At 57.9% G+C, this 17591-nt stretch carries 14 protein-coding genes; 4 read left to right on the forward strand and 10 right to left on the reverse strand.

What is annotated here, in order from left to right; translation table 11 throughout:
* Nucleotides 1-73 precede the first annotated feature (73 nt).
* The 3 genes from folP to ABIE13_RS17325 all read right to left on the reverse strand — a co-directional run bounded on the left by folP (nt 74) and on the right by ABIE13_RS17325 (nt 3878).
* Nucleotides 74-931, reverse strand: a complete 858-nt coding sequence (gene folP, locus ABIE13_RS17315) for a dihydropteroate synthase (protein ID WP_354445709.1) — start codon at nt 929-931, stop codon at nt 74-76.
* A gap of 65 nt (nt 932-996) precedes the next feature.
* Nucleotides 997-2913: an ATP-dependent zinc metalloprotease FtsH gene (ftsH, locus tag ABIE13_RS17320; protein ID WP_354445711.1), complete on the reverse strand. Its 1917-nt coding sequence runs from the start codon at nt 2911-2913 to the stop codon at nt 997-999.
* A gap of 293 nt (nt 2914-3206) precedes the next feature.
* Nucleotides 3207-3878: an RlmE family RNA methyltransferase gene (locus tag ABIE13_RS17325; protein ID WP_354445713.1), complete on the reverse strand. Its 672-nt coding sequence runs from the start codon at nt 3876-3878 to the stop codon at nt 3207-3209.
* A 20-nt stretch (nt 3879-3898) separates the two neighbouring features.
* On the opposite strand from ABIE13_RS17325, the gene ABIE13_RS17330 reads away from it, so the two are divergent.
* The 3 genes from ABIE13_RS17330 (at nt 3899) to ABIE13_RS17340 (ending at nt 7777) form a co-directional block, all read left to right on the forward strand.
* Nucleotides 3899-4372 (forward strand): YhbY family RNA-binding protein, encoded by a 474-nt coding sequence (locus ABIE13_RS17330; protein WP_354445715.1) that lies wholly within the window; start codon nt 3899-3901, stop codon nt 4370-4372.
* A 110-nt stretch (nt 4373-4482) separates the two neighbouring features.
* Nucleotides 4483-5205 carry a glycosyltransferase gene (locus ABIE13_RS17335; RefSeq protein ID WP_354446409.1) on the forward strand — a complete coding sequence of 241 codons (723 nt, stop codon included), beginning with the start codon at nt 4483-4485 and terminating at the stop codon, nt 5203-5205.
* A gap of 208 nt (nt 5206-5413) precedes the next feature.
* Nucleotides 5414-7777 carry a penicillin acylase family protein gene (locus ABIE13_RS17340; RefSeq protein ID WP_354445717.1) on the forward strand — a complete coding sequence of 788 codons (2364 nt, stop codon included), beginning with the start codon at nt 5414-5416 and terminating at the stop codon, nt 7775-7777.
* A 54-nt stretch (nt 7778-7831) separates the two neighbouring features.
* On the opposite strand, the gene ABIE13_RS17345 is transcribed toward ABIE13_RS17340, so the two are convergent.
* The 3 genes from ABIE13_RS17345 to greA are packed head-to-tail and all read right to left on the reverse strand — an operon-like array spanning nt 7832 to nt 9664.
* Nucleotides 7832-8725 (reverse strand): Kdo hydroxylase family protein, encoded by an 894-nt coding sequence (locus ABIE13_RS17345; protein ID WP_354445718.1) that lies wholly within the window; start codon nt 8723-8725, stop codon nt 7832-7834.
* Nucleotides 8722-9177: a DUF4149 domain-containing protein gene (locus tag ABIE13_RS17350; RefSeq protein ID WP_354445720.1), complete on the reverse strand. Its 456-nt coding sequence runs from the start codon at nt 9175-9177 to the stop codon at nt 8722-8724. The genes ABIE13_RS17345 and ABIE13_RS17350 overlap by 4 nt, the downstream gene beginning before the upstream one ends.
* Before the next feature lie 10 nt (nt 9178-9187).
* Nucleotides 9188-9664, reverse strand: a complete 477-nt coding sequence (gene greA / locus ABIE13_RS17355) for a transcription elongation factor GreA (RefSeq protein WP_354445721.1) — start codon at nt 9662-9664, stop codon at nt 9188-9190.
* A 273-nt stretch (nt 9665-9937) separates the two neighbouring features.
* Between greA and ABIE13_RS17360 the strand changes: the two genes are divergently transcribed.
* Nucleotides 9938-10645, forward strand: coding sequence for a carbonic anhydrase (locus ABIE13_RS17360; RefSeq protein ID WP_354445723.1), 708 nt, complete (start codon nt 9938-9940; stop codon nt 10643-10645).
* A gap of 43 nt (nt 10646-10688) precedes the next feature.
* Here the strand turns inward: ABIE13_RS17360 and ABIE13_RS17365 are convergent, their stop codons facing one another.
* From ABIE13_RS17365 to carA, 4 genes are all read right to left on the reverse strand, one after another.
* On the reverse strand, nt 10689-11810 hold the full coding sequence (locus ABIE13_RS17365) for an IPTL-CTERM sorting domain-containing protein (RefSeq protein ID WP_354445725.1): 1122 nt from the start codon (nt 11808-11810) through the stop codon (nt 10689-10691).
* A 50-nt stretch (nt 11811-11860) separates the two neighbouring features.
* Entirely contained in the window at nt 11861-12556 is a 696-nt protein-coding gene (locus ABIE13_RS17370; RefSeq protein ID WP_354445727.1) for a DUF1566 domain-containing protein, read from the reverse strand.
* A 420-nt stretch (nt 12557-12976) separates the two neighbouring features.
* A complete protein-coding gene (gene carB, locus ABIE13_RS17375; RefSeq protein WP_354445729.1) occupies nt 12977-16273 on the reverse strand; it encodes a carbamoyl-phosphate synthase large subunit in 3297 nt (1098 codons plus the stop codon).
* Nucleotides 16274-16300: 27 nt separating this feature from the next.
* Nucleotides 16301-17470 carry a glutamine-hydrolyzing carbamoyl-phosphate synthase small subunit gene (gene carA, locus ABIE13_RS17380; RefSeq protein WP_354445731.1) on the reverse strand — a complete coding sequence of 390 codons (1170 nt, stop codon included), beginning with the start codon at nt 17468-17470 and terminating at the stop codon, nt 16301-16303.
* Nucleotides 17471-17591: the final 121 nt, after the last annotated feature.

Consider the following 17591-nt stretch of genomic DNA (forward strand, 5'->3'; position numbering starts at 1 on the left):
AAAACAGTTATAAATTCGATAGTCTTCAGACCCTCCCCGATTATCCCGCAAGGCACTCGGAGAAAAGTGTGGGTCAAGTCACGGAATCCAGAATTCTGAGTGCCTGCACCGTCTCATGGACGTCGTGCACACGCAATATGTGGGCTCCTCTCTCCGCTGCCAAAAGCGCGGCCGCCACGCTGCCGATCACACGCTCTGACGGCGCGGGCAACTCCTGCGCCTTGCCTTGCAACGCAGCTGCAATGGAAGACTTGCGGGACCACCCCACCAGCAAGGGGAATCCCGTGGCCAGTAGCTCCTGTTGCCGAGCCAGGAGCGAGAAATTCTGCGCCACTGTCTTGCCGAAACCTATTCCCGGATCCAGCACAATTCTGCGCCTGTCTACGCCACGCATCTGAATCGCTTCTGCCGCTTGCTCCAGAAACTGGCGCACTTGGGGCACGGCGTCTCCATCCATAGGCGCCACCTGCATGGATTGCGGATCCCGGTGCATGTGCATCAGGCAAATTCCGCAATCCGGGTGACCCGACACCACCTCCATTGCACTCGCATGGCCTGCGGCTCCCAGCCTTCGCAAAGCCCAGATGTCATTGATGACATCCGCGCCCAGATCCAGCACTGCAGCCATGACTTCAGGCTTGTAGGTATCCACAGAAATCGGCACGCCAAGCTTCACCGCCTCTTTGACCAAGGGCACCACACGGCTAAGCTCTTCAGCCAAAGGTACTGCGGGGCTCCCTGGCCGCGTGGACTCCCCGCCAATATCCAGCAGATGAGCGCCCTCGCGCAGCATCTGCTCGCAGTGTTGTAGAGCGGCGCGGGTGTCTGCGTGCTGGCCACCATCGGAAAACGAATCCGGCGTCACGTTGACGATGCCCATCACCCGTGGTTTGCTCAAATCGATTTCAAAACGCGTGGTTTTCCACTGCATAGGAATGTCTCAAAATAAAAAGCGGGGCCAAAGCCCCGCTGCATCTTCAACCGACAAGTTCTTGATCAAGCCACTGTAGGCGCCGGATCAACGGGCTTGGCCGCTGGAGGCGTACCACCACTGCCTGGCGCTGATGGCGTGCGCGGCGTGAAGTCCTTGGGCGGACGAGGCTCGCGGCCAGCCATGATGTCGTCCAACTGCTCGCGGTCAATGGTTTCCCAATCCAGCAAGGCTTTAGCCATGGCGTGCATCTTGTCCTGGTTGTCCTCGATCAATGTGCGCGCCAGCGTGTACTGCTCATCAATGATGCGCCGCACCTCGGCGTCCACCTTTTGCAAGGTTTCTTCCGAGATACTGGTGGTCTTGGTCACGCTGCGGCCAAGGAACACCTCACCCTCGTTCTCGGCATAAACCATAGGACCTAGCGCGACACTCATGCCGTACTTCATGACCATGTCACGGGCCAGATTGGTAGCTCGCTCGAAGTCGTTGCTGGCGCCGGTGGTCATCTGATTCATGAACACTTCTTCAGCGATACGACCACCAAAGAGCATGCTGATCTGGTTCAGCATGTATTCCTTGTCGTAGCTGTAGCGATCTTGCTCAGGCAGACTCATGGTCACCCCAAGGGCTCTACCACGAGGAATGATGGTGACCTTGTGTACCGGATCGCACTTGGGCAGCAGCTTGCCGATGAGGGCATGCCCGCTCTCATGGTAGGCCGTGTTGCGACGCTCTTCCTCGGGCATGACCATGCTCTTGCGCTCTGGCCCCATGAGGATCTTGTCTTTAGCGCGCTCGAAGTCCTGCATCTCGACGACACGGGCACTGCGGCGTGCAGCCATCAAGGCAGCTTCATTGCAGAGGTTGGCCAGATCAGCACCGCTCATACCTGGCGTGCCGCGCGCAATGATGCTGGGGCTGACGTCCTGGCCGATCGGAATCTTGCGCATGTGCACATTCAAGATCTGTTCACGCCCACGGATATCCGGAAGCGTGACATAGACCTGTCTGTCAAAGCGGCCGGGGCGGAGCAGAGCCGCATCCAGAATGTCCGGACGGTTGGTGGCCGCCACAACGATCACACCGAGGTTGGTCTCGAAGCCGTCCATCTCGACCAGCATCTGGTTGAGTGTCTGCTCACGCTCATCGTTGCCGCCGCCCAAGCCAGCGCCACGTTGGCGGCCCACTGCGTCAATTTCATCAATAAAGATGATGCAGGGCGCGTTCTTCTTGGCGTTCTCGAACATGTCGCGCACACGGGCTGCGCCCACACCCACGAACATTTCAACGAAATCCGAGCCAGAGATACTGAAAAATGGGACTTTGGCTTCACCCGCAATCGACTTGGCCAGCAGCGTCTTACCAGTGCCGGGAGGGCCGACCAACAGCAAGCCACGCGGAATACGACCACCCAGCTTCTGGAATTTTTGCGGATCTTTCAGGAAGTCAACCACTTCCTTGACTTCTTCCTTGGCTTCATCGCAACCTGCGACATCAGCAAAAGTGACCTGGTTGGTGGTTTCATCCAGCATGCGGGCTTTGGATTTGCCAAAACTGAACGCACCACCCTTGCCACCGCCTTGCATCTGGCGCATGAAGTAAACCCAGACGCCAATCAACAGCAGCATAGGGCCCCAGCTGACCAGCAAGGTCATGAGCAAGGAGCCTTCTTCACGCGGCTTGACGTCAAATTTGACGTTGTGGTTGATCAAGTCACCCACCAGACCTCTGTCCAGGTAGGTCGCTTGCGTGCGAACCCGCCTGTCGTCATTCATGACGGCGACGATATCTGTACCGCCTTGCCCTTCCTGAATGGTCGCGCTTTTGACGCGGTTGTTCCGCACTTCATCCAGGAAATCGGAATAAGCGATGGGATTGGCATTGGCCATACGGCCGCCATCGAATTGCTTGAACACGGTGAACAACACCATGGCAATGACCATCCAGACGGCGATCTTCGAGAACCACTGATTCTTCAAGGCCTTACGCTCCAGTCAAAATAAGCCCCACATTGACTCGATTAACGAGTATCGCTGTCCCTGGTGGGACGTTCTTGCCTGGGGGCAGCCCGGCGGCAAAAAAACCGGCAATGCCGAGCATATGGTGCCCATTTTAGGCCTTTCAAGGCAAAGGCAGGCCCTCCTTGATTCATCAACCCTGTGAATGAAGGCCGTATTTGTAACTTTCTGCTGATTTTTTGGGGCGATGGGGGCCTGGCGCCCACTGGAAGGTCTCCAGGAGCGTGTTAGCAATCTAACAACGTTTTTACGATCTACGATGCGTCTGCCGACTTTTTCAGGCCAATGCCTATCAAGAACGTTTCCGACGACTTGTCGCGCGAAGCTTTGGGCTTCAGGGGCTTGACCACCCGGAAACTTTCCTTGAACAGCTTCACCAGCTGGCTGTATCCGCTGCCATGGAACAATTTGACCACCAGCGCACCATCCGGTTTCAAATGCGCCTGAGCAAAATCCAGAGCAAGTTCCACAAGATTGGCGATGCGCGCAGCATCGCTGGACTCAATGCCTGAGAGATTGGGCGCCATGTCGGACACCACCACGTCTACAGGACGGCCAGCCACGGCTTGCTGCAATTGAGCAAGAACCTCTGGCGTGTCAAAATCGCCTTGCAAAAATGTCACCCCCTCAATGGGCTCCATGGGGAGAAGGTCGAGCGCGATGATGGTTCCATTCAATTCGCCTACTGCGGCCCCTGATGGTGAGAGCTTTCGGCGTAGATACTGGCTCCAGGCTCCTGGCGCACTGCCCAGGTCCACCACCAGGTGGCCGGGCTTGATGAGATGCAGCGCTTCGTCAATTTCCTTGAGTTTGTAGGCGGCGCGGGCACGATAACCCTCCCGTAGCGCCAACTTGACGTAAGGATCATTCACGTGGTCGTTCAACCACGCTTTATTGACTTTCTTGCTTTTGGTTTTTACTTTCATGGAGCGCCGATAATACGACTATGCCCCAAATCGAACTCACGCCAGTGCAACGCAAAGCACACCGCGCCGAAGCGCATCACCTCGACCCCGTGGTGATGGTCGGCAGCGATGGCCTCACTCCAGCAGTCCATAAAGAGGTCGATGCGGCCTTGAACGCCCATGGACTCATCAAGATCCGCGTACTCGGAGACGACCGTGCCGCACGCGAGCTGATCTATCAGCAACTGGCCGGCGACCTCAACGCTGCCCCCATCCAACATATCGGCAAACTGCTGGTGTTGTGGCGGCCAAAACCTGAAAAAGCACGAAGCGTCGACGAAGACCGCATGCCTGGACCCAAGGATGTGAAAGTCCTCAAGTACAGCAAGCGTGGCGGACAGCGCCCTGAGGTCAAGGTCTTGCGAGTGCTGGGTAACCAGCGACTCACCTCCGGCGGCAAGGTCAAGCGCACCACCCCTAAACAGAAATCGGTCAAGAAAGGCCGTCTGGACTGATGTCAACCGCTCCAATCGGGTCGAAAGACTATGCCGGAGCAGCCCAGACGGTTTCCTCAGTCGATGGTGAAAAGCGCCTGGCCCAGCCGGGAATGCGACACATCCTGTGCATGAAATGGGGCACGAAATACGGCCCGGAATACGTCAATCGCCTCTATGGCATGGTGCGCCGGCATTTGACTGGCGACTTCCAACTGGTCTGCCTGACCGACGACAGCAACGGCATCCGCCCGGAAGTACTTTGCCGTCCCATTCCTCAACTTGATTTGCACCTGAAGCCAGGGCAGCGTGATGGCGCCTGGAAAAAGCTCACCACCTTCGAGGCCGATCTTCATGGCCTGCGCGGCACTGCGCTGTTTCTGGATCTGGACGTGGTCATTGTGGGCAGTCTGGACGAGTTTTTTACTCAGCCAGGCGAGTTCCTCATCATCCACGATTACCCAAGGTTCTGGCGCTTTGGTGAGCGCATCGTGGGAAATTCTTCGGTCTATCGATTCACGCTGGGTGCGCACTCGGACGTACTGAAACACTTCCGGGAAAACATGGCGCAGGTGCAGCGTGAATACCGCAACGAGCAGGAATACCTCTCGCACTTCCTGCACAAACAAGGCAAGCTGTCGTACTGGCCTGCAGCGTGGTGCCCAAGCTTCAAATACCACGGCATTCCAGCCTGGCCAACCAATTACTGGAAGGCGCCGTTCGTCCCGAAGGATGCCCGCATCGTCATCTTCCATGGCGAAGTCAACCCACCCGATGCGCTAGCGGGAAAGCGCAACAAGCGTTTTGCGTACATCAAACCCGCAAGTTGGGTCGCCCAAGCCTGGTCTGAATAACGCCGTCACTGCACCGCAGCACGCTCGCGGCGATTCCCCGTTGCCAAATGCGGAACAGGCTATTCACCAATTGATACGGTTGCGCGGGTTATCCCTATGCAATTCGTACTAATGCATGGTCTAAATTAATAAGCCGACCGGTCGGTTTATATTTTGACTCGCATTTCTGTGAGTCGCCACGATCCACATTTCAAGCAGGAGAGAGGGTATGTCAGATATACCTATGGCAGCCGTCGGCATGGGAAAGTCATTCCGCCGCACAAAACCAATAGTTTTCATTGGAGTCATGAGCGCCTTGCTGGCGGGATGCGGCGGAGGTTCCGACGATCCCGTGAAACCCAACACATTCCAGGCAGAAATCAGAAGAACGACCGGCGGTGTTCCCCACGTGAAGGCGGACGACTACGCAAGCGTAGGGTTCGGTATGGGCTACGTCTGGGCAGAAGACCATGGCTGCGCCATGTCTGGCCGGTGGTTGACGGTAGGCGCTGAGGTGGCCAAAAGGTTCGGACCAGAGGGCCCGAAATTCGCCTTCGACGCTCGCAATGGCAACTTGGCCAGCGATCTCTACATCAGGAAGATGATCGATGAGGGATGGCTGGAAAAACTGATGAAAGACACCGGCCCCACCGGCGTGCTGCCCGAGGTTCGCGAGCTGGTGCGCGGCTATGTGGCCGGCTACAACCAGTACTTGAAAGAAGTCAATAACGTCCTGACCGATTCGCGCTGCGATGGAGCAGACTGGGTTCGCCCCATCACCGAGCGGGACGTCTACCTCAACGCGACATTCTGGGCCGACATGCTCACTGCCGTGCGCAACGAACTGGCCGGCTTCATGGCAGCAGTGCCTCCAGGAGCCCCAGGCACTCCCCAGAGCAAGTCCGCAGCCATCATCGCGGACAATCCTGCGCCGAAGATCACAGCCAGCAATATGGTTGCGCTAGGTCGAGAGGCTACGCAGAGCGGCCATGGCATGGTGTTCTCCAACCCCCATTGGGAATGGGGCACCGCCGATGCGATGGTGGGTGCCCACCTCACAATTCCCGGAAAACTTAACGTCAACGGCATGACGTTCGGCGCCAGCCCGGTGATCGGCATCGGCCATAACGACAAGGTCGGCTGGGGAGCGACCTCCGCAGGCGCTGTAGTCACCAATGGGGTTCGCTACCGCCTGAATCTTGTGCCCGGTGCGCCTACGAGCTATATCGTTGACGGTGTCCGGCACGAAATGACGCCTACTCGAGTCACCGTCCAAGTCCGCAACGCTGCAGGCAAATTGGAGCCCTACACACACACCTACTACGAGACCATCTTTGGCACCGTCTCCGCTTCAAGCAGCCGTCCCTGGACTGAAGAACACGCCTATACGTGGAAGCACAGCCCGTTGAAGGTCTCGGGCCTGAACATGTGGCACATGTACAGCCAGGCCAAGACAGTGGACGACATCCATGCCGCCAACAGCGCAGCCATGGGGGTCGCATGGATCAACATGGTAGCGGCAGACATGGGTGGCCGCGCCTATCGTGCGATGCCCACCCCGCTGCCCTACGTCACAGACGTGATGAGGGAGCAGTGTGCCGTCGAAAACGGCGTCCTGGACGGCAGCAACAGCACCTGCGCACCCAAGACTGATCCTGCAGCGCCATTCCCAGGCGTATTCCCTCCCTCCATGATGCCGTTCCAGTTCCGGAACGACTACACGTTCAATACCAACGACTCCCACTGGATCACCAATCTGAAGCAGCCGCTCGAAGGTTATGCGTCCATGTTTGGTCCCGAGCGAGTGGCCTTGAGTCAACGCACTCGGACCGCGCTCCAGATGCTGGAAGAGCGAATTTCCGGGACAGATGGTCTGCCCAGCAAAGGCTTTACCTTTGATCAGTTCGTTAACGTGCTGTTCGACGGTCGAGAGTTTGCCCGCATGTGGCGACCAGACTTGCTGGAGTTCTGCTCCGAACTCCAGACGCGGCCAGACGCTCCGGCCAGCTTGCCACAAGCCTGCGCCGTCATCGCTGCCTGGGGAGGAACGTACCAGCTCGACGATCCCGGCGCGGTACTGTTTCGCCGGTTCGTCGAACGCAGCGGCACCAGCGCCGCCCGCTACACCGTGCCTTTCGATCCCGCTGACCCCTACAACACCCCGCGGGGTTTGAATAAATCGGATGCGGTGCGCGAAGCGCTCTACGGGGCTGTGGACGATCTGGTGAAAAACCGGATCCCTCTGGACGCATCGCTGCGCGGTTATCAGTACCGGCTTGTCGGCTCGGAGCGGATCTCTCTACCCGGTGGCAACATCTTTCAGCGCCTTAGCGGCAATCCCTTTGCCGGCGCAGACGGCTGGGTCGCGACAAACGGCAGCAGTTTCGTCTATTGGGTGGAGCTGACGCCGGATGGCCCGAGAGGCAAGCAGATTCAGGTGCAGGGCCAGTCATCCAACGACAAGTCGCCCTACTTCACATCACAGACGCGGATGTACAGCGAAGGCAAGTATCTGGATATTCGCTTCACTGAGGCGCAGATCTCTGCTGATCCGAATCTGTCCAGCAAGCTTGTTCGAGGGAGCGCCAAGTAACGAAAGCAGGCTGGCCCATAGGGGCTGCCTTAGAGGCGGCCCCTTTCCGTCTGGCTAGATCGCCTTGCCCGTGCCGACCCCCACCAGGGGTCGACCTGTCAGGCGGGTGAGGATTGCCAAAGGACTCGAATGCGGATCAACCTCTCGCCCCGGCGGCAGGTAAAGCGTCTGCTCCATCATGAACTGCCCACCCATCACCGCGTGCGTGGCTTGATCAGAAAAACAAACCCAGACACTGCCTGGAGGAAAAAGCATCCTCGTTTGCGCGCCGCTTTTTTGATAGGTTTCGTCGAACTTCATCAGGTCGTGCATCTGCAGCATCAGATGGTCGTACTCACTGCGAAGTGACTTGGTGACGCGCAAGGCTCTAAGCACTTTGGCTTGCCAAAGACTGTAGGGCTTGGCCTGGGGCAAGAATTGCCGTGCGACGGTCTCGAAATCGTCACCTATGCGCCAAACGCGCGGCACGCCCTGCGGATTCAGGTTAGTGAAAACGCGCAATATGCGTTCACCGTAATTGGGGCGAGATGGAAAGGCATCGACATGCATGCGCTGATCGTCTGCACGCACGGACTGCGCGCGCGTTTCCACCTGTTTGGGGCGAAAACTGGTGGGTGCCAGGCGCAGCAGCCCCTTGTACTCTGGCAGCAAGCCATCAATCAGTTGCATGGCCTGTTGGCGAAAGCGTCCCACCATCACCGCCAATGCCTTTTGCTCTTCTTCGCTGCCTGCCGCCCCTTTGAGCACGCCGTCTGCCCCCAGGCTGACATTGCGCGTGCCTGCCTTGAGCATGTCCTCACGCAGCAACGGTCTCTCTTGCGCCTGAAGTTCAAAACCCAGTTGGGGAAAGAAAAGCACCTTGCCACCCTCTACCGCGCGAGTCCACTCGGGCTCTGAGTGTGCCTGGCTCCAATCGGTCAGCCCGATTTCGACGATAGGTGAATTCATGCTGGTCTTTTATGCCGATCTTCTACAGAACGCCACAGCACCACCGCAGCGCACACCCATTGCAGGGCATACATCACGGTACCGGCGCTATGCCACAAGCGAAGATTCTCGCGAGCAACAATGCGCGGTGCGACTCCGTACTCCACCAACAAGGCCATCAAAAGGCCAAAAATGATGAACATCAGCGACGCTTGGCTGGTGTGTGTGTCTGAACGCGTTGCGTCCAAGTCTTCCATATTAGGCGTTCCTGCCTGCCGCCGGTTGATCAGCATCAACACGATGCAGCAGGCCACGGACAGCCATGTCTGCGCCGCAAACAATTTGGCCGCCATCTGACCAGCCATGGCCGGTGTCGGCATATGCGCAAACAACATGGGCACCACCATGAAGCCCACCGCAGTCAAACTGCCCCACCATAACGCGGCACCGAAAAGAAACATGCGCGTCATCATGGTCTGGAGGTCAGGCGTACTTCACTGCGATGACTTCGTAGTGCTTCACCCCACCTGGTGCCTGCACCTCGGCCGTGTCGCCCTCTTCCTTGCCAATCAGCGCACGGGCAATCGGGCTGGAAATGTTGATCAAGCCTAGTTTCAAGTCGGCTTCGTCCTCACCCACGATCTGATAGGTGACCTTCTCTCCAGACTCTTCTTCTTCCAGTTCAACCGTCGCGCCGAACACCACTTTACCGCCTGCATCCAGCGACGTTGGATCAATCACCTGCGCTGCAGCCAGCTTGCCTTCCACTTCCTTGATGCGACCCTCGATGAAGCCCTGGCGATCCTTGGCAGCGTCGTATTCAGCGTTCTCGCTCAAATCGCCTTGCGCACGCGCTTCAGCGATAGCGTTGATGACTTCGGGGCGATCTTTGGTTTTCAGGCGGTGAAGCTCGGCCTTGAGCTTCTCGGCACCGCGCTTGGTAATCGGGATGGTGGCCATGTCTCGGTTTTCCTTGCAAAAATGCGAAAACCGCCGAGCGTTTCGCCTCGGCGGTATGTATATATTGATTATGCACCGGATGCCTGGGCTCCTTAAACAGCGTGCGTTCCGCTGGGCGCGCTTGTGTCGTTAAGAACAACTCAAAAAGCTCTCAATAAAAAATGTGACAAATTGATCGAGACACTTTATGATTCAATTTGAACATTTTTTAACGCACGCTCGAATGACTTCGTGTTCGTAGCATGCCTTCAGTAACCTATGGGAGGTCGTTGCATGCTCAATCGGAGAAATTCCTTCAAGGGCGTTCTAGCCGCGTCCTCCTGGCTGCTCGCCAGCAAGGTACAGGCTCAGCAGACGTGCGCGGTGCAAACCAGGCAGACGCAGGCTCAAATCAAGCCTGACGAAGCGTTGGCCTTGCTCAAACAAGGCAACGAGCGATTTGTTTCGGGGCAGTCCATACATTGCGATCTGCGCCAGCAGGTGCACGCCACTTCCGGCGGCCAGGCCCCCTTTGCGGCCATCGTAGGCTGCATCGACAGCCGCTCTTCACCCGAACTGCTTTTCGATCAGCGCATCGGCGATATCTTTGCCGCGCGAATTGCGGGCAACTTCGTCAACGACGACATCATCGGAAGCCTGGAGTTTGCAACTGAAATTGCCGGCGCCCGGGCGATCGTGGTGCTGGGCCATAGTGACTGCGGCGCCATCAAGGGCGCTGTGGACAATGTCAAAGCCGGCCTTCTGACCGGCGTCATTGCCCAAATCCGCCCTTCCCTGGAAAAGCTTAACTACAAGGGCGTTCCCAATTCCAGCAACACGGAGTTGGTCGGACGTTTGACTGAGCAGAACGTGCGTGATGCCGTCGCCAGACTGACCGCGCGCAGCGAAGTGTTGAAAAGGCGCGTTGCGGAACGCCAGTTGGTCATCTCTGGGGGGCTCCATGACGTGTCCACAGGACGCATCCAATGGCTAAGCGCCTGAGCGCCTGAGACCCCGGGGATCGAACGTCCTATCCTCGCGGCTTTTAACGGCTTCGCAGGCGCCGCAGACCAGCAACGGCGGTCAACAAACTCAAAATCATCAGCGCCCATTCGCTCAGGCTGGGGACTGATGCGATTTCTGGGTGTTGCTCTGGGTCTTGAGTAGCAAGAGACACCGTCGACTCGGACAGGTCAGCGGCGTCCACGCTAGAAGTACCGTCCTGCCCCTCGTGATCAACATGAGCTCGCAGGCCGTGTCCACCAGAGGCTAAATGATCCACGGCAGGCTCGGATTCAGACTCAACCACTGGCTCCATGGCCGGCTGCCCGGCAAGCTCGACTTCGGAGGTTTCAATACCTTCGACCGAAGAGTCTTCCAGCAAGGGTTGCCCTGAATCGTCTGGTGTCACAGCGGGTGCCGGCACTGGCACAGACTCTGCCGGCGTTTGCTGGATCACCGCCGTCTTGGCATCAAACCCGTGAAAGCCATTTCCTGCACGGACCAAACGAATCAAGCCAGCGCTGTTGCGCGGGAGAATATGGTCTGTGCCCAGCAGCAGGTTCACTTGCCAAGCATGTCGCTGCGACTCCGCGGCGGGCGAGGCGGACCAGAACGGCCTCTCGAACACCTGGGTATCGGTCAGAAAATTCACCAGCGGGTCAGATGAATGCGAATCTGGCAACTGCTGCACGTTGCTGGCCGGCTCACGGCACTGCGTCTCCACTATGGATAGCAATTCGTTGACGTTAGGCAGGCGCCAGTCTGAGGCACCCAGGCTTTCAATTTCCTTGGCGCCTGGCTTCAGAGCTCCTGCGGGTGCCCCGCCGAGCCAACGCACCCACTCTGGCTGGTCTGGCCTGATGACTCTCGCATAGGATTCAGATCTGTTGACCGCTTCGACTCTCTTGAAGCTGCCAGACCAGGTGTAGGTTTCGAAATTGCCACGGCATTGGTGACCGTCCCAAGTCATCCCCTCTGCGCAGCGCTTCCAGATCAATCCGGTGGGCTTGTGAAGGACCATGCCCGGTCCGGCATCTTCGAAGTCACTGCCTGGAGTGGCCTGTGGCAGTGCAGCCGAGCAACTCTGGCGTGCGTGTACCCATGTGGAAAATGAAGCAGAAGCCGCCGTAAGCAGCAGCCAAACAATAAAACGAGCTCGTATCATGGGGTGCAAAATTCAATCAAACTAAATGGGACAACAGGACGTGCAAGAAACTACTGCGCCTGCCTGACGAGACGGATATGAAGCCGTTCTGCATGTCCATAAGGTTCCCCGGCGCCGCTCTCGAAGTCCGTGGCCCAGTAGCCTTGAACTCGGCCAACCCGCTGCGTGTTTGACCAGTACGCATCTGACATGGTGTTGGGAAAGTACAGGGGATCAACCGCGGGTTGAAACCGGCCTCTGTCGACCAAGCTCCTCAGTTCAACCTGCGTAGGAAGGCGCCAATCGTGAAAGCCACACAAACCGACGGCGTTGACTGCCTGCACATAGGTTGCTGCATCACAACGCCCGTGCTCATGGCAGGTGCCGGTAGGACCGGTCCCTCGTGTCCCACCTGGCTGCAATGAATAGGTATGCCCCATGTGCCGAAAATGCGAAGCGTCATTGAGCTTGACTTCCCAGAGACGCCCGGTGTGGTTGTCCAGGGTGCAAGCCCAATCTTCACGACTGCTGCCAAGAACCGCAGTGTCAGGGAGCGTTCGGCCTTTAGAGCTTACTTTGGTGAAGTCAAAACCGTTGGCCTGACCCGAAACGGATCCGGCACTGGCGCCTACCTTGGGAAGCGCTCCTCGCGCTGCCGCCGCATCGCGCCCGTAACGTGCATCGTCGCCGTCATGCCTGGCGCCCACAGTGGTGGGACCCACTATCCCCGTGTCGTTCAGGGGCGCTGCCTCAGCTCCAGTGACCATTAAGAGCACAAGCAGATACGAAGAAAAATACCAAAAAAATGAATGCAAAAGAGTCATAAAAATGCGGCTTGGGAAAATCCAGGCCAAAGAAAACCCGGCCTCACAAGCGAGCCAATCAATCGAACTATTCGGGGAAATTCGAGGCCGCAATCCCCAATCCCTCCGCTCAACAGGGGTTGGCAGGAGCCGGGAGCGCCTCAAGAAAAAGTGCTCGGCGAACCTAAAACGCACAGAAGCAACAAAGGGCTGAGATTATACATAAAGTTCTCATTTCTTTACGAATCGCACCAAGGTCTGCTTTTGTTTATAGGGCGATGACGGACCAACGCACAAAGAAAATGGCCCAGAAACGCTATGCGTTCCTGGGCCATGTGCGGATCAGAGTGCGTGCAGCGCACGCCCTTTTCCGAGACTGAGCGACTAAACCAGTTGTTCGTGCATTTCCTGCACTGACACGACTGCCAGCTTGTCCATGAACTTCATGCCTTCGACAGCCGCCTCGGCGCCCGCGATGGTTGTGATGGTCGGCACGCGTGCCAGCAATGCACTGGTGCGGATGGCTCTGCTGTCGGCAATAGCGTTCCGGCGTTCTTCCACCGTGTTGATGACCAAGGCTATCTCACTGTTTTTGAGCATGTCCACAATGTGAGGGCGGCCCTCGGTCACCTTGTTGACGGTCTCGCACGCAACGCCTGCGGACTCAATGGCAGCTGCGGTACCGCGTGTCGCAATGAGTTTGAACCCCATGGACACGAGGTCGCGCGCAATTTTCACCGCGGTCGACTTGTCTGCATTCTTCACGGTGAGAAACACTTTGCCTGCGGGTGTACCGTCAGCCTTCAATGCTCGTGGCAGACGCTCTCCAGCACCCATCTGAGCCTTGATATAGGCTTCGCCAAAGGTCTTGCCCACGCCCATCACTTCACCGGTGGACTTCATCTCTGGACCCAGGATGGTGTCTACGCCCGGGAACTTGACAAACGGGAACACGGCTTCCTTGACGCTGAAGTAAGGAGGCGTCACTTCCGCGCCAATGCCCTGCTCATCCAGCGTCTGGCCTGCCATGCAGCGTGCGGCGACCTTGGCCAACTGGACGCCCGTGGCCTTGCTCACGAATGGCACGGTTCGGCTGGCGCGAGGATTGACCTCGAGCACGTAGATGACGTCGAGCTTGGATCCATCTGCCTGAGGCTTTTCCTGAATCGCGAACTGCACGTTCATCAGACCGACCACGTTCAAGGCCTGAGCCATGGCAGCGGTCTGGCGCTTGAGCTCATCAATGGTGGGTTGCTTCAAGTAGTACGGAGGCAAAGAGCAACCGGAGTCGCCAGAGTGCACACCAGCCTGCTCGATATGCTCCATGACCCCACCAATGAACACGCGGCCCGCGGTGTCACGGATGGCGTCCACATCGCATTCGATGGCGTCTGAGAGAAAACGGTCCAGCAAAACCGGGGAGTCGTTGCTGACCTTCACCGCCTCGCGCATATAGCGCTCAAGGTCGCGTTGCTCATGGACGATTTCCATCGCGCGGCCACCCAGCACATAGGAAGGCCGAACCACCAGGGGGTAGCCCAGTTCTGCGGCTTTTTCCAGCGCCTCGCCTTCAGCGCGCGCGGTGGCATTGGGCGGCTGACGCAGATCCAGCTCATGCAGGAGCTTCTGGAAACGCTCGCGGTCTTCCGCTGCATCGATCATGTCAGGGCTGGTGCCGATGATAGGCACGCCTTCGGCTTCCAGGCCCAGCGCCAGCTTCAACGGTGTCTGACCGCCATACTGCACGATCACGCCAACAGGCTTTTCCTTGTCGACGATTTCCAGAACATCTTCCAGCGTGAGCGGCTCGAAATACAAGCGATCGGAAGTGTCGTAATCCGTGGACACGGTCTCGGGATTGCAGTTGACCATGATGGTTTCATAGCCGTCTTCGCGCATGGCCAGCGCAGCATGCACGCAGCAATAGTCAAACTCAATGCCTTGGCCAATGCGGTTAGGCCCGCCACCCAGCACCATGATCTTCTTATTGTTGGTGGGCTCGGCTTCGCACTCGCTTTCATAAGTCGAGTACATATAAGCAGTGTTGGTCGCAAACTCAGCGGCACAGGTATCCACGCGCTTATAGACGGGGCGAACGTTCAAGGCCCGGCGTGCCTCACGTATGGCCTTGTCGCTGGTCTTGAGCAGCTTGGCCAAACGCCTGTCTGAAAAACCTTTTTTCTTCAGCGTCAGCAACTCGTCCTTGGAAAGCCTGGCCAGTGCCTGATCGCCGTGTTGGTCGGTATAGGAATCGAGCTCGAGCTCGATCTTCACGATCTCTTCGATCTGCACCAGGAACCATTTGTCGATCTTGGTGATGGCGTGAACTTCGTCCAGCGACCAACCAGCTGCAAAGGCATCGCCCACGTACCAGATCCGCTCAGGACCGGGTTCACCAAGTTCTTTTTCCAGGATCTCTCGGTCCTGGGTTTTCTCATTCATGCCATCGACACCGACTTCCAGGCCGCGCAGTGCTTTCTGGAACGATTCCTGGAAGGTGCGGCCAATTGCCATGACCTCACCCACACTCTTCATCTGCGTGGTCAGACGGTTGTCGGCCGTGGGGAATTTCTCGAACGCGAAACGTGGGATCTTGGTGACGACGTAGTCAATGCTGGGCTCGAAACTGGCCGGCGTTGCTCCGCCGGTGATTTCGTTGCGCAGCTCATCGAGTGTGTAGCCCACCGCCAGTTTGGCAGCAATCTTGGCAATCGGGAAACCCGTGGCCTTGGAGGCCAGTGCCGAGGAACGTGACACACGTGGGTTCATCTCGATCACGATCATGCGCCCGTCTTTCGGGTTGACCGAGAACTGCACGTTGGAGCCACCCGTATCCACACCGATCTCACGCAGCACAGCCAGGCTGGCGTCGCGCATCAACTGATACTCTTTATCAGTCAGCGTCTGAGCCGGAGCCACGGTGATGGAATCACCAGTGTGCACACCCATGGGGTCCAGGTTCTCGATGGAGCAGACGATGATGCAGTTGTCTGCGGTGTCGCGCACCACTTCCATCTCATACTCTTTCCAGCCGAGCAGAGACTCTTCGATCAGCAGTTCGCTGGTGGGCGAAGCTTCCAGGCCACGCTTGCAGATGGTCTCGAACTCTTCCGGGTTGTAGGCGATGCCGCCACCGGTGCCACCCAAGGTGAAGCTGGGACGAATGACCGTAGGAAAACCCACGAGCTTCTGCACTGTCCAGGCCTCTTCCATGCTATGGGCAATGCCGGAGCGGGCGGAACCTAGACCGATCTTGGTCATGGCCTCCTTGAATTTCAGGCGATCCTCGGCTTTGTCGATCGCCTCAGGCGTGGCGCCAATCAGCTCGACGTTGTACTTGGCCAGCACGCCGTTTCGCCACAGGTCCAGAGCGCAGTTCAAAGCGGTCTGACCACCCATCGTCGGCAGGATGGCAAAGCCACCAGGACGCCGTGCGCGCTCCTTGGCGATGATCTTTTCCACCGTCTGCCAGGTGATGGGCTCGATGTAGGTCACATCGGCCGTCGCTGGGTCGGTCATGATGGTAGCCGGGTTGCTGTTGATCAGCACCACCTGGTAACCCTCTTCGCGCAATGCCTTGCAGGCTTGCACGCCAGAGTAGTCGAACTCGCACGCCTGGCCAATGACAATGGGGCCCGCGCCGATGATGAGAATAGTGTCTAGGTCTGTTCTTTTGGACATGGAAACAGTCTGAAAAATGGGTGCACTTCAACCGTGCGCTTTGGCCATCAGGTCGGTGAAGCGGTCAAACAGGTAGCCGATGTCGTGCGGGCCAGGAGACGCCTCAGGGTGGCCCTGGAAGCAGAACGCGGGGCGATCCTTGAACGCCAGGCCCTGCAGCGTGCCATCAAACAGGCTGATGTGGGTGGCTTCCAAGGTGTCTGGAAGCGAAGCCATATCCACTGCAAAGCCATGGTTCTGACTGGTGATGCTGACACGCCCACTGGCCAGTTCCTTCACAGGATGGTTGGCGCCGTGGTGGCTGTTGTCCATCTTGAAGGTTTTGGCGCCTGCCGCCAGCGCCATGATCTGATGCCCCAGGCAAATGCCAAACGTAGGAATGCCGGAGGCCACGATAGTGCGAGTGGCTTCTATGGCGTAGTCGCAAGGCTCTGGGTCGCCAGGGCCGTTGGACAGGAACACGCCATCGGGCTTCATAGCCAGCACGTCCGCTGCTGAGGTTTTGGCAGGTACGACGGTGATCTGGCAACCGCGTTCGGCCAGCATGCGCAAAATGTTGTACTTGACACCGAAGTCGTAGGCCACGACCTTGAAGCGCGGAGCCGATTGAGTGCCATAGCCTTTGCCCAGCACCCATTCTGTCTGACCCCATTCATACGAGGCAGGCGCTGTCACCACCTGAGCCAGATCAAGCCCGGCCATGGACGGCGCAGCGCGCGCTGCGGTCAAGGCAGCGTCGATATGGGCCTGCGTGACTGCTTCACCCGCATTCAGGGCGGAAATGCAACCGTTCTGGGCGCCTTTGGTGCGCAACAAGCGGGTAAGTTGGCGCGTATCAATGCCAGCAATGGCTACGGTGGCTTCAGCCTTGAGGTATTCGCTCAAGGATCGGTCAGCACGAAAATTGCTATGGAGCAGCGGTAAATCTCGCACGATGAGGCCAGCGGCCTGCACCTTGTTAGATTCGACGTCTTCTGGGTTGACGCCGTAGTTGCCGATGTGCGGATAGGTCAGCGTGACAATCTGCTGGCAGTAACTCGGATCGGTAAGGATTTCCTGATAGCCGGTGAGTGAAGTGTTGAACACCACTTCACCAACGGTGGAACCTGCGGCTCCGATGGACTGGCCAATGAATACGCTGCCGTCTGCGAGGGCGAGGATAGCGGGCGGGAATTTCCCCTCGAGTGACGAAAGCACAGGGTTCTCCGGGTAGTTACGGTCGCCTGCGCATGCCGCGCCCGCGTCTTGAACGCGGGAACTCTCGGATAGGATTTTGATGCCTTGGCTGCGGTCGGCGACGCTGTTTCGAGAAAAGCCC

The sequence above is a fragment of the Ottowia thiooxydans genome, from assembly GCF_040548795.1.
GTDB lineage: Bacteria > Pseudomonadota > Gammaproteobacteria > Burkholderiales > Burkholderiaceae_C > Ottowia > Ottowia thiooxydans_A.